A 19907-nucleotide genomic window follows, 5' to 3' on the forward strand; every position below is an offset into this window, starting at 1 on the left:
TGAGCCAGATGCGGGACCCGCTGTCCGTCCTCACCGAGGCCTTCACGTCCTTCCTCTTCGGGAAGGTGGAGACGACCCGCCTCCCCGTCCGCACCTCCACGGGCCAGGCCCAGGCCGTCTACCTGCCGACCGCCGCGCCCGGCCTCGGCGACTCCGGCGTGATCATCGGCCGCGAGGTCTACTCCGGCAAGGGCTACATCTACGACCCCTTCCAGCTCTACGGCCAGCAGCTCCCCGCCCCGCACTGGCTGGTGCTCGGGGAGTCCGGCAACGGCAAGTCCGCGCTGGAGAAGACGTACGTCCTGCGCCAGCTCCGCTTCCGCGACCGCCAGGTCGTCGTCCTCGACGCCCAGGGCGAGGACGGCGTCGGCGAGTGGAACCTCATCGCCGAGGAGCTGGGCATAACTCCCATCCGCCTCGACCCGATGGCCGCCCTGGACCACGGCATCCGCCTCAACCCCCTCGACCCGGCGATCACGACGACGGGCCAGCTCGCGCTGCTCCGGACGATCATCGAGGTCGCGATGGGGCACGGCCTCGACGAGCGCTCCGGCTTCGCGCTCAAGGTGGCGCACGCCTACGTCAACGAGACCATCGTCGAACGCCAGCCCGTCCTCACCGACATCGTCGAGCGGCTCCGCCACCCCGAGCCGGAGTCCGCCGAGGCGATGAACGTCGCCATAGACGACGTACGGGCCTGGGGCCTGGACGTGGCCCTCGTCCTCGACCGCCTCGTCGACGGTGACCTGCGCGGCATGTTCGACGGCCCGACGACGGTCGGCATCGATCTCGACGCCCCGCTGATCGTCTTCGACCTCTCCCACATCGACCGCAACTCCATCGCCATGCCGATCCTCATGGCCATCGTCGGCGTCTGGCTGGAGCACACCTGGATCCGCCCCGACCGGAAGAAGCGCATCTTCCTGGTCGAGGAGGCCTGGCACATCATCAACAGCCCGTTCGTGGCGCAGCTGTTCCAGCGGCTGCTGAAGTTCGGGCGTCGGCTCGGCCTGTCCTTCGTGGCGGTGGTCCACCACCTGTCCGACGTCGTCGACGGCGCGGCCGCCAGAGAGGCCGCGGCCATCCTCAAGATGGCCTCCACCCGGACCATCTACGCCCAGAAGGCCGACGAGGCGCGGGCCACGGGACGTGTCCTCGGCCTGCCACGCTGGGCCGTGGAGATCATCCCCACCCTCACCCCAGGCATCGCGGTGTGGGACGTCAACGGCAACGTCCAGGTGGTCAAACACCTGATCACCGAGACCGAACGGCCCCTGGTCTTCACCGACCGCGCGATGACCCAGTCCTCCGCCGACTTCAACGACGACGCCCTGCGCGCCGCCGAACTGGAGGCGGAGGAACGGGCGGCGGCCTTCATGGAGCAGCACATCGGCGACTCGTCCGAATCGACGGTGGCGTAGGAACACGGGGAGGGACCGGACGCATGAGACCGGACGACCACCGCGACCAGCGGCCGGCCCAGGGTGGTATCCCGGACGGCCTGCTGGTCGGCATACTCGCCTTCCTCCTCGGCATGACCCTGCTGGTGTGGACCGCGACCGGCCTGTCCGCCCTGTTCACCCACGGCTCCTGGCCCCCGGGCGTGACCTTCACCGGCACCCCCCTGGCCATGCGCGAGCTGATCGCCGAGCCCCACGACATCCCCGGCGCCTGGCCGGACACCCCGGCGGGCGCGCTCTCCGGGTACGGGCTGTTCTGGGGGCTGTTCATCGGCCAGATGATGGTGCTGGTCGTCCTGGCGGTGTTCGTGATGGGCACGGTGGCCCGGTGGCGGGCGGTACGACAGCGACGGCGTGCGGAGGCGGTGGCGGCGCCCGTGCGGGAGCCGGAGCCGGAGCCCACGCGGGAGCCGGTGCACGAAGTACCGGTCCCCAGGGCACCGGAGCAGCAGACGGCCCCGGAGGTACAGCCCCTCACTTCTGTGGCCGACGGCGAACAGGCAGGTGGGTGGGAGACAAACCGCGCCGAAGGCGTGGTGCACTACGGGACGCCGGCCACCCGCCACTCCACCGCAGCACAAACCCTGCGCGACGCGGAAGGCGCAGCCCTCGTCATCACCTCCAACCCGGACCTCTGGTCGGACACCAAGGACGCCCGCGCCAAGCTCGGCCCGGTCCACCTGTACGACCCCACCCACCGCTGCGACACCCCCGCCCGCCTCCACTGGTCCCCCACCGCCGGCTGCGAGGACGGACAGACGGCCACGACCAGAGCGGCCGCCCTCCTCGCCCCCATCCGCCCCACCGCCCGCCTCGACCAGGCCGTCAGCGACACCGCCGAACTCCTGCTGCGCAGCTACCTCCACGCCGCCGCCATCGACGGCCGCACCATCCGCCACGTCCACCGCTGGTCCCAGGGCCTCCAGATCCAGGACGCCGTACGCGTCCTCCGCACTCACCCCAAGGCCGCGCCCGGCTCCGCGGGCGAACTCGAAGGCGCCCTCACCGCCCACCCCGAACGCCGGGACATGGCACAGCAGTTGACCGCCCGGGCCCTCGCGGCCCTCTCCACGGTCAACATCCGCGAGGCCTGTACTCCCAACCGAAATGATGCCCTCGCCTTGGATTCCTTCGTCCACGAACAGGGCACCCTTTACGTGGTGGGGGAATCCATCGAGGACCCTCGCACGAGCCCCGGCGCGATGCCGCTGCTGACGGCGCTCGTCTCCAGCGTGGTCGAGCGCGGCCGGCGCATGGCCGAACGGTCATCCTCCGGTCGCCTCGACCCACCAATGGCCCTCGTCCTGGACGACGTCGCGGCCGTGGCGCCGCTTCCCCAGCTCCCGGAGCTGCTGGCCACCGGCGCGGACCACGGCATGCCGACCCTCGCCCTGCTCCGTTCCCGGGAACAGGGCCGAGCCCGCTGGCCCCACGACGAACTCCCCGTGTAGGGGCCCGCGTCAGCGCTCCAGCACGAACTCCAGCTCGTGGTCCCCGGGCCCGCCCACCAGCGGCACCGTCCGCCCGCTCGCCACGAACCCCGCGTTCCGGTAGGCGCCCTGCGCCCGCCCGTTGTCCGGATGCACGATGAGCCGCACCCGCTCCGCGCCGTTCGCCCACGCCCACTCCAGGCCGACGGCGAACAGCGCCTTGGTCAGCCCGCTCCCCCGCCACTCGGGCCGCACGAACACACCGACGACATGCCCCTGCCGTCGCTCCACGGGGAACCCGGCCCAGTCGGTCGTCCCGGCCGCCTCCACCAGCACCGTCAGCGTGCCGAGCCACAGCCCTCCGGGCCCCACCGCGACGATCTGCTGCGCCTCGGTCTGCCCCTCCGCGGCCTTGGCCGCCCGCTCCTGCCAGAAGGAGTCCGGCCGCGCCACCGCGTCGTCGTACGTCTCCAGATAGGCGAGGTGCGCCAGCGGATCCCGCAGCGCGCGCAGCCGCAGCTCCTTCACGGCGGGCCACTCGTCGGCGCGTATGGAGCGGATCACATAGTCACCGGGGACCGAGGCACTCATGCGGGCCACCGTAATACCCGGGTACTACACCCCTCACCTCATATACGGCCGCCGGACGGACGCACCCGTCCGCCTCGCCGCCGACCATGGTCGAATGGAGCCCGTGAAGCCCGTCCCGGAAGACCGAGCGGCCGAACCCCTCACCGAGTACGTCCAGCGCGTCACCCGACGGCTGCGCGCCTTCGACCGACGCCGTCCGCTCGTGTGGGACCTGCACTTCACCGCCTTCTGGGTCACCGCGGCGCTGACCGACTACGCCGGCGGCGGCTGGCGCCACAACGCCCACAGCCTCGACGTGCCCGGCGGCCTCGTCGTCGCCATGAGCCTCGCCTTCTCGGTCCCCCTCCTCTGGCGCCGTACCCACCCCGTGGCCGTTCTCCTGTTCATGGTCCCCGTGGACCTCGTCAACGCCTGGACCGGCACCGCTCTCCAGGCCGCCCTCCTCCAGCTCGTCCTCGTCTTCCACATCACGCTGCGCCGTCCCCTGCGCTCCCTGTGGTGGGTGACCCCTCTGGTGACCGCCCCGACCCTCGTCACCGCCGCCCGTTACGGCGACGACGGCTCCTGGCACCAGCAGATCGGGGCGATGCTCCTGTCCATCGGCGTGGTCGCCCTCGTCGCGATCACCACCCGGACCCGGCGCGACCACACCGAGGTCCTGGAGGACCGAGCCAACCGCCTGGAGACCGAACGGGACCAGCAGCTCCGGCTCGCCGCAGCCGCCGAACGCACCCGCATAGCCCGGGAGATGCACGACATCATCGGCCACAACCTCTCCGTCATCACCGGACTCGCCGACGGCGGACGGTACGCCGCCGCCAAGTCCCCCGAGCGCGCCACCCAGGCCCTGGACGCCATCGGCACCACCAGCCGCCAGGCCCTCGCCGAACTCCGCCGCCTGCTGGACGTCCTGCGCGACGACGAACAGGACGGCCCCGCCGAACTCGCCCCGCAGCCCGCCCTCACCGACCTCGACCGACTCCTCGACGGCGTCCGCCGCGCGGGCCTCCCCGTCGGTACGAGCATCAACGGCCGCGCCACGCTCCCCGAGGGCCGCCAACTCACCCTCTACCGCGTCATCCAGGAAGCCCTCACCAACACCCTGAAGCACGCCGGCCCCGAGGCCACCGCACACATCGACCTCTCCTACGAGGCCGGCGGCGCCGTCACCCTCACCGTCACCGATACGGGCCGGACCGCCCCGTCTCCCGCCCGCCCCGGCGGCCGCGGCCTGCCCGGCATGCGCGAGCGAACGTCCCTGTACGGCGGCACACTTGAGGCGGGCCCACGCCCGCACCCCGAACGCGGCTGGCGCGTCCACCTGCACCTACCGGAGGAAATCCCGCAGTGACCACCGTCCTCATCGCCGACGACCAGCCCCTGCAGCGGTTCGGCTTCCGGATGCTCCTGGAGAGCCAGGACGACATGACCGTCGTGGGCGAGGCGCCGGGCGGCGCCGAGGCCGTCCGCCTGACGGCCGAACTCCACCCCGACGTCGTCCTCATGGACGTCCGCATGCCCGGCCTGGACGGCATCGAGGCGACCCGCCGCATCGTCGCGACCGGCGGCGGCACCCGGGTCCTCATCCTCACGACCTTCGACCTCGACGAGTACGCCTACTCCGGCCTGCGCGCCGGCGCGTCCGGCTTCCTCGTGAAGGACGCCCAGCCCGAGGAACTCCTCGCCGGCATCCGGTCAGTGGCCACGGGCGACGCGGTGGTCGCCCCCAGCCTCACCCGCCGCCTGCTCGACGCCTACGTCCACCACCTGCCGGACGCATCCGCCGAGCCCGACGACACCCTCGATACCCGCCTGACCGCCCTCACCGACCGCGAGACCGAGATCCTGCGGGTCATGGGCCAGGGCTGGACCAACACGGAGATAGCGGAGCGCCTGCACCTGGCCGAGTCGACGGTGAAGACCCACGTGGGCCGCATCCTGTCCAAGACCGGTTCCCGCGACCGCGTCCAGGCGGTGATCCTGGCCTATGACACGAAACTGGTGAGACCCTCATAAACGCAGAAAGCCCCGCACCGTTCCCGGTGCGGGGCTTTCATACAATGATTGTTCGGCGGCGTCCTACTCTCCCACAGGGTCCCCCCTGCAGTACCATCGGCGCTGTAAGGCTTAGCTTCCGGGTTCGGAATGTAACCGGGCGTTTCCCCTACGCTATGACCACCGAAACACTATGAAACAGACAACCAGCCGCCCCTGTGACCGGGGGCGGGTTGTTCGTGGTTTCAGAACCAACACAGTGGACGCGAGCAACTGAGGACAAGCCCTCGGCCTATTAGTACCGGTCACCTCCACACCTTGCGGTGCTTCCAGATCCGGCCTATCAACCCAGTCGTCTACTGGGAGCCTTAACCCCTCAAGGGGGTGGGAGTCCTCATCTCGAAGCAGGCTTCCCGCTTAGATGCTTTCAGCGGTTATCCCTCCCGAACGTAGCCAACCAGCCATGCCCTTGGCAGGACAACTGGCACACCAGAGGTTCGTCCGTCCCGGTCCTCTCGTACTAGGGACAGCCCTTCTCAAGACTCCTACGCGCACAGCGGATAGGGACCGAACTGTCTCACGACGTTCTAAACCCAGCTCGCGTACCGCTTTAATGGGCGAACAGCCCAACCCTTGGGACCGACTCCAGCCCCAGGATGCGACGAGCCGACATCGAGGTGCCAAACCATCCCGTCGATATGGACTCTTGGGGAAGATCAGCCTGTTATCCCCGGGGTACCTTTTATCCGTTGAGCGACGGCGCTTCCACAAGCCACCGCCGGATCACTAGTCCCGACTTTCGTCCCTGCTCGACCCGTCGGTCTCACAGTCAAGCTCCCTTGTGCACTTACACTCAACACCTGATTGCCAACCAGGCTGAGGGAACCTTTGGGCGCCTCCGTTACTCTTTAGGAGGCAACCGCCCCAGTTAAACTACCCATCAGACACTGTCCCTGATCCGGATCACGGACCCAGGTTAGACATCCAGCACGACCAGACTGGTATTTCAACGACGACTCCACCCACACTGGCGTGTGAGCTTCAAAGTCTCCCAGCTATCCTACACAAGCCGAACCGAACACCAATATCAAACTGTAGTAAAGGTCCCGGGGTCTTTCCGTCCTGCTGCGCGAAACGAGCATCTTTACTCGTAGTGCAATTTCACCGGGCCTATGGTTGAGACAGTCGAGAAGTCGTTACGCCATTCGTGCAGGTCGGAACTTACCCGACAAGGAATTTCGCTACCTTAGGATGGTTATAGTTACCACCGCCGTTTACTGGCGCTTAAGTTCTCAGCTTCGCCCCACCGAAATGGAGCTAACCGGTCCCCTTAACGTTCCAGCACCGGGCAGGCGTCAGTCCGTATACATCGCCTTACGGCTTCGCACGGACCTGTGTTTTTAGTAAACAGTCGCTTCTCGCTGGTCTCTGCGGCCACCCCCAGCTCGGAGTGCAAGACTCGTCACCGGATGTGGCCCCCCTTCTCCCGAAGTTACGGGGGCATTTTGCCGAGTTCCTTAACCATAGTTCACCCGAACGCCTCGGTATTCTCTACCTGACCACCTGAGTCGGTTTAGGGTACGGGCCGCCATGAAACTCGCTAGAGGCTTTTCTCGACAGCATAGGATCATCCACTTCACCACAATCGGCTCGGCATCAGGTCTCAGCCGTATGCAAGGCGGATTTACCTACCTTGCGGCCTACACCCTTACCCCGGGACAACCACCGCCCGGGATGGACTACCTTCCTGCGTCACCCCATCACTCACCTACTAACCGCTTGGTTCGGCGGCTCCACCACTCCCCTCAACTCCGAAGAGATCAGGGCGGCTTCACGGCCTTAGCATCACGATGCTCGATGTTTGACGCTTCACAGCGGGTACCGGAATATCAACCGGTTATCCATCGACTACGCCTGTCGGCCTCGCCTTAGGTCCCGACTTACCCTGGGCAGATCAGCTTGACCCAGGAACCCTTAGTCAATCGGCGCAAACGTTTCTCACGTTTGTATCGCTACTCATGCCTGCATTCTCACTCGTGAACCGTCCACAACTCGCTTCCGCGGCTGCTTCACCCGGCACACGACGCTCCCCTACCCATCCATACAGGCGTTGGCCCTATTGTATGAATGACACGACTTCGGCGGTACGCTTGAGCCCCGCTACATTGTCGGCGCGGAATCACTAGACCAGTGAGCTATTACGCACTCTTTCAAGGGTGGCTGCTTCTAAGCCAACCTCCTGGTTGTCTGTGCGACTCCACATCCTTTCCCACTTAGCGTACGCTTAGGGGCCTTAGTCGATGCTCTGGGCTGTTTCCCTCTCGACCATGGAGCTTATCCCCCACAGTCTCACTGCCGCGCTCTCACTTACCGGCATTCGGAGTTTGGCTAAGGTCAGTAACCCGGTAGGGCCCATCGCCTATCCAGTGCTCTACCTCCGGCAAGAAACACACGACGCTGCACCTAAATGCATTTCGGGGAGAACCAGCTATCACGGAGTTTGATTGGCCTTTCACCCCTAACCACAGGTCATCCCCCAGGTTTTCAACCCTGGTGGGTTCGGTCCTCCACGAAGTCTTACCTCCGCTTCAACCTGCCCATGGCTAGATCACTCCGCTTCGGGTCTTGAGCGTGCTACTGAATCGCCCTGTTCGGACTCGCTTTCGCTACGGCTTCCCCACTCGGGTTAACCTCGCAACACACCGCAAACTCGCAGGCTCATTCTTCAAAAGGCACGCAGTCACGAGACACCAAGCAAGCTTGATGTCCGACGCTCCCACGGCTTGTAGGCACACGGTTTCAGGTACTATTTCACTCCGCTCCCGCGGTACTTTTCACCATTCCCTCACGGTACTATCCGCTATCGGTCACCAGGGAATATTTAGGCTTAGCGGGTGGTCCCGCCAGATTCACACGGGATTTCTCGGGCCCCGTGCTACTTGGGTGTCTCTCAAACGAGCCGCTGATGTTTCGACTACGGGGGTCTTACCCTCTACGCCGGACCTTTCGCATGTCCTTCGCCTACATCAACGGTTTCTGACTCGTCCCACGGCCGGCAGACCGTGGAAGAGAGATCCCACAACCCCGCACACGCAACCCCTGCCGGGTCTCACACGTATACGGTTTGGCCTCATCCGGTTTCGCTCGCCACTACTCCCGGAATCACGGTTGTTTTCTCTTCCTGCGGGTACTGAGATGTTTCACTTCCCCGCGTTCCCTCCACACTGCCTATGTGTTCAGCAGCGGGTGACAGCCCATGACGACTGCCGGGTTTCCCCATTCGGAAACCCCCGGATCAAAGCCTGGTTGACGACTCCCCGGGGACTATCGTGGCCTCCCACGTCCTTCATCGGTTCCTGGTGCCAAGGCATCCACCGTGCGCCCTTAAAAACTTGGCCACAGATGCTCGCGTCCACTGTGCAGTTCTCAAACAACGACCAACCACCCATCACCCCGAGACGAATCCCGAGTGCACTGGGGCCGGCAACTGAAGGAAACTCATTCCCTCAGATACCCAACAGCGTGCCCGGCCAAGTCCCGTCCGGTGATCGTGCGTTCCACGCTCCGAAGAGCAGTACTGGCAGCCACCGGCCCGAAACCGGACCGAATAGTCAACGTTCCACCCATGAGCAACCAGTGCGAGACATTCGCTCGCATGCTGGCCTCTGACCAGCCAGAGGCTGGTAAGAAGTGCTCCTTAGAAAGGAGGTGATCCAGCCGCACCTTCCGGTACGGCTACCTTGTTACGACTTCGTCCCAATCGCCAGTCCCACCTTCGACAGCTCCCTCCCACAAGGGGTTGGGCCACCGGCTTCGGGTGTTACCGACTTTCGTGACGTGACGGGCGGTGTGTACAAGGCCCGGGAACGTATTCACCGCAGCAATGCTGATCTGCGATTACTAGCGACTCCGACTTCATGGGGTCGAGTTGCAGACCCCAATCCGAACTGAGACCGGCTTTTTGAGATTCGCTCCACCTTGCGGTATCGCAGCTCATTGTACCGGCCATTGTAGCACGTGTGCAGCCCAAGACATAAGGGGCATGATGACTTGACGTCGTCCCCACCTTCCTCCGAGTTGACCCCGGCGGTCTCCCGTGAGTCCCCAGCACCACAAGGGCCTGCTGGCAACACGGGACAAGGGTTGCGCTCGTTGCGGGACTTAACCCAACATCTCACGACACGAGCTGACGACAGCCATGCACCACCTGTACACCGACCACAAGGGGGCGACCATCTCTGGCCGTTTCCGGTGTATGTCAAGCCTTGGTAAGGTTCTTCGCGTTGCGTCGAATTAAGCCACATGCTCCGCCGCTTGTGCGGGCCCCCGTCAATTCCTTTGAGTTTTAGCCTTGCGGCCGTACTCCCCAGGCGGGGCACTTAATGCGTTAGCTGCGGCACGGACAACGTGGAATGTTGCCCACACCTAGTGCCCACCGTTTACGGCGTGGACTACCAGGGTATCTAATCCTGTTCGCTCCCCACGCTTTCGCTCCTCAGCGTCAGTATCGGCCCAGAGATCCGCCTTCGCCACCGGTGTTCCTCCTGATATCTGCGCATTTCACCGCTACACCAGGAATTCCGATCTCCCCTACCGAACTCTAGCCTGCCCGTATCGACTGCAGACCCGGGGTTAAGCCCCGGGCTTTCACAACCGACGTGACAAGCCGCCTACGAGCTCTTTACGCCCAATAATTCCGGACAACGCTTGCGCCCTACGTATTACCGCGGCTGCTGGCACGTAGTTAGCCGGCGCTTCTTCTGCAGGTACCGTCACTTTCGCTTCTTCCCTGCTGAAAGAGGTTTACAACCCGAAGGCCGTCATCCCTCACGCGGCGTCGCTGCATCAGGCTTTCGCCCATTGTGCAATATTCCCCACTGCTGCCTCCCGTAGGAGTCTGGGCCGTGTCTCAGTCCCAGTGTGGCCGGTCGCCCTCTCAGGCCGGCTACCCGTCGTCGCCTTGGTGAGCCATTACCTCACCAACTAGCTGATAGGCCGCGGGCTCATCCTGCACCGCCGGAGCTTTCGACCCTCACAGATGCCTGCGAGGTTCAGTATCCGGTATTAGACCCCGTTTCCAGGGCTTGTCCCAGAGTGCAGGGCAGATTGCCCACGTGTTACTCACCCGTTCGCCACTAATCCCCACCGAAGTGGTTCATCGTTCGACTTGCATGTGTTAAGCACGCCGCCAGCGTTCGTCCTGAGCCAGGATCAAACTCTCCGTGAATGTTTACCCGTAATCGGGTGACACCACGAGAGCGGAACGGTCGAAGGAATAATCCGACCGTCCACAGCGTCCTCGCTGTGTGTATTTCAAAGGAACCTCAACCTGAACCGGATGAACCGATCAGGCCGGAGGTATCAACATATCTGGCGTTGACTTTTGGCACGCTGTTGAGTTCTCAAGGAACGGACGCTTCCTTTGTACTCACCCTCTCGGGCTTTCCTCCGGGCGCTTCCCTTCGGTCTTGCGTTTCCGACTCTATCAGATCTTTCCGATCCGATTTCCTCGGTGCTTTCCAGGTTCCCGCTTTCGCGTTTCCCTTTCCGGCGGTTCCGACTCTATCAGATCCTTTCGGGCTCTGATTCCCCGTCAGAGGGGGTTGTCTTCCCGGCCCTCGGGCCGTTCCGACGTCCCAAACCTTAGCGGACTGTCTCGGTGTTTCCCAATCGGGGGCTACCGGGCCGTCGAGCGACAATCGGAATTGAATTCGGACATGCCGAAGTCATTCCCACTGGGGGCTCGTGCTGGTGGTTTGGGTGCCGCTGCTGCGGCGGAGGTGCTACCGCAGAACCGTTACGGTGCCGTGGCAACCCGAAGAACTGTACGGACCCCGTAGTGGGCTGTCAACCATCTCTGTCAAGATCTTTATTCGAGGTCGCTGAGCCGGCCGCCCGCGTCGGGCTGGGCGTGCTCGACCCGGCGCAGGAGGCGGGTGAGCACCTCGCCGAGCGCGGTCCGGTCGTCCGGGGAGAGGTCCTGGAGCAGGTCCTCCTCGAAGACCGAGGCGAGGCGCATGGCCTCCAGCCACTTCTCGCGCCCCTCCGACGTCAGCTCGACGATGACGCGGACCCGGTTCGACTCGTCGCGCTCCCGGGTGACCAGGCCCTCGGTCACCATGCGGTCGATGCGGTGGGTCATCGCCGCGGGGGTCAGGCCGAGGCGCTTGGCGAGGTCGCCGGGGCCCAGCCGGTAGGGGGCGCCGGAGAGGACCAGCGCCTTCAGTACTTCCCAGTCGGTGTTGCTGATGCCCAGCTCGGCGGTCTGCCGGCCGTACGCGACGTTCATGCGGCGGTTGAGGCGGGACAGCGCCGAGACGATCTTCTCGACCTGGGGGTCGAGGTCCTGGAACTCGCGCTGGTAGGCGGCGATCTGTTCTTCGAGTGGCGGTTCGCCGGCGCCGGAGGTGTCGCCCATGGCCGCAGTATGGCACGCCGCTCCTTTGCCTTGAAGTCCTTCACTATGTACTCTTTACCTTCGAACTTTAGCTTCTAAGTCTTCAGCTCTAACGGCTGGAGCGATCGACCCAAGAGAGGGTGAACGTGACCAGGGCAATGGGCGCCGCGATGCGCCGGATTCACGTGGGCAACGCACTCAGCGCGTTCGGACTCGGCTTCACCGTCCCCTACCTGTACGTCTATGTGGCGCAGGTCCGGGGGCTCGGCTCCATGACGGCGGGTCTCGTGCTCGCCGTCTTCGCGGTGGCCGCGCTGATCGTGCTGCCGTTCGCCGGGCGGGCCATCGTCCGGCGGGGCCCGCTGCCGGTGCTGCTCATCGCCCTGGTCACCGCCGCGCTCGGTGCGCTGAGCCTGGGGCTCTCGGCCTCGGCGGCCACCGTGCTGCTGTCCGCCGCCGCGCTGGGCGCGGGGCAGGCCGTGATGCAGCCGGCGCTCGCGACGATGATCGTGGACTGCTCCACGACGGAGACCCGGTCGCGGGCCTTCGCCATGCAGTTCTTCCTGCAGAACCTGGGACTCGGCGTCGGCGGACTCATCGGCGGTCACCTGGTCGACACCACCAGCGCCTCGTCCTTCACGCTGCTGTTCGCGATCGAGGCGGCCATGTTCCTGGTGCTGGTCGCGGTGATGGCCACCGTACGGGCGCCGCGCGCCCCGCACGTGGAGGCCGTCCCGGGCCGGGCCGCCGGGGGCAGCTGGAAGCAGCTGCTGGGCAACCGCGCGATGGTGCAGCTGTGCGTACTGGGCTTCGTGCTGTTCTTCGCCTGCTACGGACAGTTCGAGTCGGGGCTGAGCGCGTACGGCGTCGAGGCCGCCGGGATCACCACGTCCGCGCTGGGGACCGCGCTGGCCGCGAACACGCTGATGATCGTGATCGCGCAGTTCGCGGTACTGAAGTTCGTGGAGCGGCGGAAGCGGTCGCGCGTGATCGCCGCCGTGGGTCTGATCTGGGCCGTGGCGTGGGCCGTGGCCGGGTACGCCGGGCTCGGGCACGGCAGCCAGACGATGGCGACGGCCGCCTTCATCTCGACGTACGCGCTGTTCGGTCTGGGTGAGGCGATGCTGTCGCCGACGCTGGCCCCGCTGGTGGCGGACCTGGCGCCGACCGGGCTGGCCGGGCAGTACAACTCCGCCTTCGCCCTGGTGAAGCAGCTCGCGCTGGCGATCGGGCCGGCGGTCGGCGGGCCGCTCGGGGCCTCGCTGCACGCGCCGTACATCGTGGCGTTCCTGTTGTTCTCGCTGGGCATCACGGTGCTGGCGGTGCGGCTGGGGCGGCAGCTGACCGACGTACAGAACCAGCCGTCGCTGGCGCGGAGCCGGGTGGTCACGCAGGGCCGGGCGCCCGCGGACGCGGTGGCGGCCGCGGAGGCGTGAGCCGGGTGTGAAGCCGTGGCGGGCTCCCGTCCGTCACGGCTTCGGCAGGACGAACTCGCACCAGACGGCCTTGCCGCCGCCGGGTGTGCGCCGGGACCCCCAGTTGGTGGCGATGGTCGCGACGATGGCGATGCCCCGGCCGGACTCGTCCCCGGGCTCCGCGCGGCGGCGCCTGGGCAGGTGGTCGTCGCCGTCGGTGACCTCGATGATCAGGCGGCGGTCGGTGCGGCGCAGGCGCAGCCGCATGGGCGGCGTGCCGTGCTGGAGGGAGTTGGCGACCAGTTCGCTGGTGGCCAGGACGCCCAGATCGTGCAGGTCGGTGGGGAAGCGCCAGCTGGTCAGTACGCCGGAGGCGAAGGCACGCGCGCGTGGGGCCGCTTCCACGCCGCCGAGCAGTTCGAGGGCGGCGTTGCGGAACAGTTCGGCGTCCGCGCCGGTGCGCGCGGGGTGCTGGAGGACCAGGACGGCGACGTCGTCGTCGTGGTCCGGGGTGACGCCCGCGGAGCGGACCAGGCGGTCGCAGATCACCTGCGGGGTGCCGGTCGCGCCGGACAGGGCGCGCTCCAGGGCGGCGATGCCCTCGTCCAGGTCCTCGTCGCGGCGTTCCACCAGGCCGTCGGTGTAGAGGACGGCGGTGGAGCCGGGGGTCAGGGAGATCGAGCCGGACGTGTGCACCCAGCCGCCGGTGCCGAGCGGCGGGCCGGTGGGCTCGTCGGCGCGCTGGACGGTGCCGTTCTCGTCGCGGACCAGGATGGGCAGGTGCCCGGCGGACGCGTAGACCAGCCGTCCCTCGTTCGGGTCGTGGATGGCGTAGACGCAGGTGGCGATCTGGTTGGCGTCGATCTCGGTGGCGAGGCCGTCGAGGAGCTGGAGCACTTCGTGCGGGGGCAGGTCGAGGCGGGCGTAGGCCCTGACCGCCGTACGGAGCTGGCCCATGACGGCCGCCGCGCGGACGCCTCTGCCCATGACGTCGCCGATGACCAGGGCGGTGCGGCCGCCGCCGAGGGTGATCACGTCGTACCAGTCGCCGCCGACCGCGGCCTCGGTGCCGCCGGGGTGGTAGGTGGCGGCGACGCGCAGGTCGTCGGGCTCCTCCAGTTCCTGCGGGAGCAGGGAGCGCTGGAGGGTGACGGCGGTTTCGCGCTGGCGGCGCTCGCTCGCGCGAAGGCGGGCCGCGGCCTCGGCGTGGTCGGTGACGTCGGTGGCGAAGACCAGAACGCCGCGGTCGCCGCTGCCGTCCTCGGTGACCGGGGTGCAGGTGAAGGTGTAGGAGCGGCCGTCGGGGGTCTTGCGGGACTTGAGGGTGCGGGGCCGGCCGCTGCGCTGGACCTGGTCCAGGAGCGGGAAGAGGCCCGGCTCGTCCAGCTCGGGGAGGGCCTCGCGGGCGCGTGCGCCCAGGTCGCGCATGCCGAAGGCGGCGACATAGGCGTCGTTGACGTAGGCGAGGCGGTGGTCGGGGCCGTGCACGAGGGCGACGAGGGCCGGGACGCGGTCGAGGACGTCGCGCACGGGCAGGTCGTCCACGGCGGGGACGGGCGGGGCCTCCTCGGTCAGCTGCTCGACGCGGGCGGCGGGGACGGAGCCGTCGCTCCGCCGGTCGGGGGAGACCGTCGTGTCGGTCCGCGCTGCGGCGCGGCGCTGCGTTCCGGGGAGTCGGGCGCTCCAGCGCGTGAAGTTCACGAATCCTTGCCTCGTGTAGTTGTCGGCGGCCGGAGACCGGGACGGCCGGGACCGGCCGGGGCCCCGGGGGCCGCGCGGGGCGAGCGGCGGCGCGCCCGCGGTGGTGGACCAGTCTGGCAGGGTGCCGGCCTGGCCGACATCCGTCAGACGCGTCAGTCGGCGGGGGAGTTCCGGACTCCGGTCAGGACGACCCCTTCGGGTTGTGCGGCGGTTCCTGGGAAGGCTTTCCACCGGCCGCGAGTTCGAACTCCGCTCGAGGATGTTCGAGTGAACCCAGGGAGACGATCTCCCGTTTGAAGAGTCCGGCGAGGGCCCATTCGGCCAGCACGCGCGCCTTGCGGTTGACGGTGGGGACGCGGCTGAGGTGGTACGCGCGGTGCATGAACCACGCGGGGTAGCCCTTCAGCTTGCGTCCGTAGACGTGCGCGACGCCCTTGTGGAAGCCGAGGGAGGCGACGGAACCGGCGTATGTGTGCGCGTACGTGTCGAGGGGCTCGCCACGCAGGGCGTGCGTGACGTTGTCGGCGAGGACCTTGGCCTGGCGGACGGCGTGCTGGGCGTTGGGGGCGCACTCCCGCCCGGGGTCGGACGCGGTGACGTCCGGGACGGCGGCGGCGTCTCCCGCCGCCCACGCGTGCGGGGCGCCGTCGACCGACAGGTGGGCGGTGCAGGTGAGGCGGCCGCGGCCGTCGAGGGGCAGGTCGGTGGCGGCGAGGATCGGGTGGGGTTTGACGCCGGCCGTCCAGACGACCGTGCGGGTGGGGAAGCGGGAGCCGTCGCTGAGGACGGCGACGCGGTCGGCGCAGGAGTCCAGGCGGGTGTCCAGGCGTACGTCGATGTTGCGGCGGCGCAGTTCGGTGACCGTGTAGCGGCCCAGGTCCTCGCCGACCTCGGGCAGGATGCGGCCCGATGCCTCGACGAGGATCCACTTCATGTCCTCGGGGGTGACGTTGTGGTAGTACCGCGCGGCGTAACGGGCCATGTCCTCCAGCTCGCCCAGGGCCTCCACGCCCGCGTAGCCGCCGCCGACGAACACGAAGGTGAGGGCGGCGTCGCGGATGGCGGGGTCGCGGGTGGAGGAGGCGATGTCCATCTGTTCGAGTACGTGGTTGCGCAGGCCGATGGCCTCCTCGAGCGTCTTGAAGCCGACGCCGTGGTCGGCGAGGCCGGGGACGGGCAGGGTGCGGGAGACCGAGCCGGGCGCGAGGACGAGTTCGTCGTAGGTCAGCCGGCGGGCGCCGGTGCTCTCCTCGTCGGTGGCGAGGGTGGTGATGGTGGCGGTGCGTGTCGTGTGGTCGATGGACCGGGCCTCGCCGATGACGAGGCGGCACTGGCCGAGGAGGCGGCGCAGGGGCACGACGACGTGCCGCGGGGAGATGGAGCCGGCCGCCGCCTCTGGCAGAAAGGGCTGGTACGTCATGTAGGGGTCGGGGGTGACGACCGTGATCTCGGCTTCGCCCCGCCGGAGTTCACCCCTGAGGTTCCGCTGCAGACGCAGAGCCGTGTACATCCCGACGTAGCCACCGCCGACAACGAGAATGCGCGCACGTTCCTTCACCATCCCATGACGCACCCGGCGCTTGCGTTTGTCCACAGGCTCGTCGATTTGTGTGACCGGAGATCGCGGAGGCGCGGCCAGGGCCGCGGAACCGTGGTGAGGTGCGGTCGTGCAGGTCAGCGGGGGTGGAGGCGGGGGCGGCCGACGGCACATTCGGGGCGTATGTGATCCGTGCTCCGATCGGGGGGCGCTCCGTGCGGAACGTGCCCCTTCTGAATTGACCCTCGCTCAACTATGTTCTTTCCGACGGGGTGCAGGGGGATGCGCTCACCGGGTCCGCGACGGGCGGACCGCGGAAGTGGCCAGTTCCGCACACTCCGGCTTTCGATGGCGGGGAGAGTCTCCGGGGGGAGACGTCATTACCGGGGGATTGTCTATGCATGTTCAGGACTCTCATTGGTCGTCCGCGTCGGCTGTCGCGCCCGGTGGCGCGATGAGTGCGGCGGCGGGTGGCGGACGCGGGGACGCGGCACGGAACGCTCCGTTGCGCGTGGACGCCCAGCGCAATCTGGAGCACGTCCTGCGCGCGGCCCGCGAGGTCTTCGGCGAGCTGGGTTACGGCGCGCCCATGGAGGACGTGGCGCGACGCGCCCGGGTCGGTGTCGGCACCGTGTACCGGCGCTTTCCGAGCAAGGACGTGCTGGTCCGGCGGATAGCCGAGGAGGAGACGGCGCGGCTGACCGACCAGGCCCGGGCGGCGCTCGGGCAGGAGGACGAACCGTGGTCGGCGCTGTCCCGCTTCCTGCGTACGTCGGTGGCCTCGGGCGCCGGCCGGCTGCTGCCGCCGCAGGTCCTGCGGGTCGGGGTGTCGGACTCCGCAAGCGACGGTGCGGGCGGTGACGGCGCCGCCGTTCCGGCCGGTGAGCCGCGGGTGCCGCAGCAGCGGATACAGCCGGGCTCGGGCGAGCTGCGGCTGGTGTCGGAGGAGCACGGTCCTGCCGGTGCGGCGGCCGATGCCGCGGCGTCCGTGGAGGTCGATCACGGTGCGGCGGCGCTGCTGGAGGTCGTGGGCCGGCTCGTGGAGCGGGCCCGTGCGGCGGGCGAACTGCGGCCGGGCGTCTCGGTGTCGGACGTGCTGCTGGTGATAGCCACGGCGGCGCCCTCGCTGCCGGACCCGGCGCAGCAGGCGGCGGCCTCGGCCCGGCTGCTGGACATCCTGCTGGAGGGGCTGCGGTCGCGTCCCTCCTGAACCGCGGCGGCCGTCGGGGCGGGGGGCCGAGGTACTTCTCCTTCCCCGAACGGCCGAGCGTCATTACCGCCGCACGGGAAGTCCCCACGGACGAGTGGTGATCGGCCCGAGGAGGTCCTGAACAAAAGCCAATATGGCACTCTGGCGCCGTGTTCGGACTGGCTGGGCAGGCGGCGGGGGCTTTCCGCGATGAGCGTTGACGGGCGGGGCGGGTCACTCGGTGACGGCGAAGGCGGGCCCGGTGACACGGGACCCGCCGGCTCACCACAGGTGCCGGGCCAGGGCGGACGGGCCAGGTCACCGTGGGGCGGCGGGCCGACGGACGCGAGTCGGCCCGGCCCGGGTGGGGGTACGGCCGAGGCCGGGTCTCCGGCGGGGTCCGGCGTCCCGGCCCAGCGCGAGCTGCACGAGGACAGCGTCCTGCCCCCGCCGCGTGAGGTCCCGTCGTCCGACGCCGAGCTGATCGAGGGCATGCGCGCGGGCGACGACACGGCCTACGAGGAGCTGTTCCGGCGTCACGCGGACGCGGTACGCCGGTACGCGCGCACCTGCTGCCGCGACGCCCACACCGCGGACGACCTCACCGCCGAGGTCTTCGCCCGCATGCTCCAGGCGGTGCGCGGGGGTTCGGGGCCCGAGCACGCCGTGCGCGCCTACCTGCTCACCGCGGTCCGGCGGGTCGCCGCGGGCTGGACGCGGTCGGCCGGGCGGGAGCAGTTGGTCGACGACTTCGCCGTGTTCGCCGCCCAGTCCGCGCGGACCACCGAAGGCCCCGACGACGACACCCTGGAGCTGGGCGCCGACGTCCGGGCCATGCACCAGGCCGAGCAGTCGATGGCGATGCGGGCCTTCCGGTCGCTGCCGGAGCGGTGGCAGGCCGTGCTGTGGCACACCGAGGTCGAGGACGAGTCCCCGAGCGAGGTGGCCGTGCTGTTCGGGCTGGACGCCAACGGCACCCGGGTACTCGCCAGCCGCGCCCGCGAGGGTCTGAAGCAGGCCTACCTCCAGGCCCACGTCAGCGACACCCTCACCGGCGACGAGGAGTGCGCCCGCTACGCCGACCAGCTCGGCACGTACGCGCGCGGCAGGCTGCGCGTCCGGGCCGAACGCGGGCTGCGCAAGCACTTGGAGGAGTGCGCACGCTGCCGGCTGGCCGCCACCCAGATCGAGGAGGTGGCGAGCGGCATCCCCGCCGTGGTGCCGGTCGCCGTGATCGGCTGGTTCGGCGCCGCCGGGTACGCCAAGGCGGCCGGGATCGTCGCCGGCGGCGCGGGAGTCGGCGCGGCCGGTGCGGCGGCGGCCGGTGGTACGTCCGGCGGGGCGGGCGGCGGTGCCGCGGCCTCCGAAGGGCTGGGCGCGCCGGTGAAGGCGGGCATCGCGGCCGGTGTGGTGGCGGTGGCCGCCGCGGCGGCGCTGGTCTTCGCGCTGGCCGGCGACGACGAGCCGGAGGACCGTCCCTCGAAGGCCGCCCCGCCCGCCTCCTCCCCGGTGGCCCAGCCCGCCCCCGACTCCCCCACGCCCTCACCGCGCCCACCCCGCCCCCAGCCCCCGGCGGCCGCCCCCGAACCGACCCCGACCCCCACCCCGACACCCGAACCGCCCCGGACGCCGAAGCCGACGCCCACCCCGAAGCCCACCCCCACGCCGACCCCGTCACCCCCCACGCCCTCGCCCTCCCCCACACCCCCACCGCCCGCATCACCGCCCCCACCCGCCCGGACCGTCTACCAGTGGAACGAGCTGGCGTACGACGTGATCGGTGACGGCACCCGGCCCGAGATGCGGCTGGCCGAGAGCAGTTGGGTGTGGCAGCGCTCCGCCCTGTCGATCGACGGCGTGCGGTACGCGCACGGCGTCACCGTGCACGGCCGCTCCTCCGTCACCATCGACCTCAACCGCTCCTGCTCGTCCTACGACGCGCTGATCGGCGTCGACGACCTGGCGATGAAGCTCGGCAAGGTCCACTTCTCGGTGTTCGCCGACGGGGCCCGGCTGTGGAACTCCGGGGCGGTCGAGGGCGGTGACCCGGCGGTGCCCGTCCATGTGGACGTCTCGGGGCACGAGACCGTACGCCTGGTGGCCGAGCCGCACGGGCCGCTCGACTCGGCGGCGCCGGCGGACTGGGCGCAGTCGCGTTTCACCTGCGCGTAGCGCCCCCGTACCACCCCGCG

At 68.5% G+C, this 19907-nt stretch carries 11 protein-coding genes and 3 rRNA genes; 7 read left to right on the forward strand and 7 right to left on the reverse strand.

The window, feature by feature from the left end; genetic code table 11:
- Positions 1 to 8: 8 nt before the first annotated feature.
- A complete protein-coding gene (locus tag OIE75_RS17565; protein WP_125495625.1) occupies positions 9 to 1421 on the forward strand; it encodes an ATP-binding protein in 1413 nt (470 codons plus the stop codon).
- A 23-nt stretch (positions 1422 to 1444) separates the two neighbouring features.
- Entirely contained in the window at positions 1445 to 2911 is a 1467-nt protein-coding gene (locus OIE75_RS17570) for a type IV secretory system conjugative DNA transfer family protein (protein WP_329471431.1), read from the forward strand.
- A 9-nt stretch (positions 2912 to 2920) separates the two neighbouring features.
- Here OIE75_RS17570 and OIE75_RS17575 read toward each other — a convergent pair whose 3' ends face one another.
- Positions 2921 to 3481 (reverse strand): GNAT family N-acetyltransferase, encoded by a 561-nt coding sequence (locus OIE75_RS17575; protein WP_329471432.1) that lies wholly within the window; start codon positions 3479 to 3481, stop codon positions 2921 to 2923.
- Between the two features lie 94 nt (positions 3482 to 3575).
- On the opposite strand from OIE75_RS17575, the gene OIE75_RS17580 reads away from it, so the two are divergent.
- Together OIE75_RS17580 and OIE75_RS17585 are read left to right on the forward strand one after the other, a co-directional pair.
- Positions 3576 to 4832: a sensor histidine kinase gene (locus tag OIE75_RS17580; protein ID WP_329471433.1), complete on the forward strand. Its 1257-nt coding sequence runs from the start codon at positions 3576 to 3578 to the stop codon at positions 4830 to 4832.
- The gene (locus tag OIE75_RS17585; RefSeq protein WP_329471434.1) at positions 4829 to 5497 is read left to right on the forward strand and encodes a response regulator transcription factor; all 669 of its coding nucleotides are present in this window, start codon (positions 4829 to 4831) and stop codon (positions 5495 to 5497) included. The genes OIE75_RS17580 and OIE75_RS17585 overlap by 4 nt, the downstream gene beginning before the upstream one ends.
- A gap of 50 nt (positions 5498 to 5547) precedes the next feature.
- Here OIE75_RS17585 and rrf read toward each other — a convergent pair.
- From rrf to OIE75_RS17605, 4 genes are all read right to left on the reverse strand, one after another.
- Positions 5548 to 5664, reverse strand: a 5S ribosomal RNA gene (rrf, locus tag OIE75_RS17590).
- A gap of 87 nt (positions 5665 to 5751) precedes the next feature.
- Positions 5752 to 8874 (reverse strand): 23S ribosomal RNA (locus OIE75_RS17595).
- Between the two features lie 303 nt (positions 8875 to 9177).
- Positions 9178 to 10703 (reverse strand): 16S ribosomal RNA (locus tag OIE75_RS17600).
- The 16S, 23S and 5S rRNA genes sit together here, the layout of an rRNA operon.
- Before the next feature lie 642 nt (positions 10704 to 11345).
- Positions 11346 to 11894, reverse strand: a complete 549-nt coding sequence (locus OIE75_RS17605) for a MarR family winged helix-turn-helix transcriptional regulator (RefSeq protein ID WP_307013514.1) — start codon at positions 11892 to 11894, stop codon at positions 11346 to 11348.
- Between the two features lie 137 nt (positions 11895 to 12031).
- On the opposite strand from OIE75_RS17605, the gene OIE75_RS17610 reads away from it, so the two are divergent.
- Entirely contained in the window at positions 12032 to 13309 is a 1278-nt protein-coding gene (locus OIE75_RS17610; protein WP_329474009.1) for an MFS transporter, read from the forward strand.
- Between the two features lie 33 nt (positions 13310 to 13342).
- On the opposite strand, the gene OIE75_RS17615 is transcribed toward OIE75_RS17610, so the two are convergent.
- Positions 13343 to 14989 carry an ATP-binding SpoIIE family protein phosphatase gene (locus tag OIE75_RS17615; RefSeq protein ID WP_329471435.1) on the reverse strand — a complete coding sequence of 549 codons (1647 nt, stop codon included), beginning with the start codon at positions 14987 to 14989 and terminating at the stop codon, positions 13343 to 13345.
- A 181-nt stretch (positions 14990 to 15170) separates the two neighbouring features.
- The gene (locus OIE75_RS17620) at positions 15171 to 16550 is read right to left on the reverse strand and encodes an NAD(P)/FAD-dependent oxidoreductase (RefSeq protein ID WP_329471436.1); all 1380 of its coding nucleotides are present in this window, start codon (positions 16548 to 16550) and stop codon (positions 15171 to 15173) included.
- Between the two features lie 373 nt (positions 16551 to 16923).
- On the opposite strand from OIE75_RS17620, the gene OIE75_RS17625 reads away from it, so the two are divergent.
- Positions 16924 to 17736, forward strand: coding sequence for a helix-turn-helix domain-containing protein (locus OIE75_RS17625; protein ID WP_307013519.1), 813 nt, complete (start codon positions 16924 to 16926; stop codon positions 17734 to 17736).
- Positions 17737 to 17925: 189 nt separating this feature from the next.
- Positions 17926 to 19887, forward strand: a complete 1962-nt coding sequence (locus tag OIE75_RS17630; RefSeq protein ID WP_329471437.1) for a sigma-70 family RNA polymerase sigma factor — start codon at positions 17926 to 17928, stop codon at positions 19885 to 19887.
- The last annotated feature ends 20 nt before the right edge of the window (positions 19888 to 19907 follow it).

The sequence above is a fragment of the Streptomyces sp. NBC_01723 genome, assembly GCF_036246005.1.
Taxonomy (GTDB): domain Bacteria; phylum Actinomycetota; class Actinomycetes; order Streptomycetales; family Streptomycetaceae; genus Streptomyces.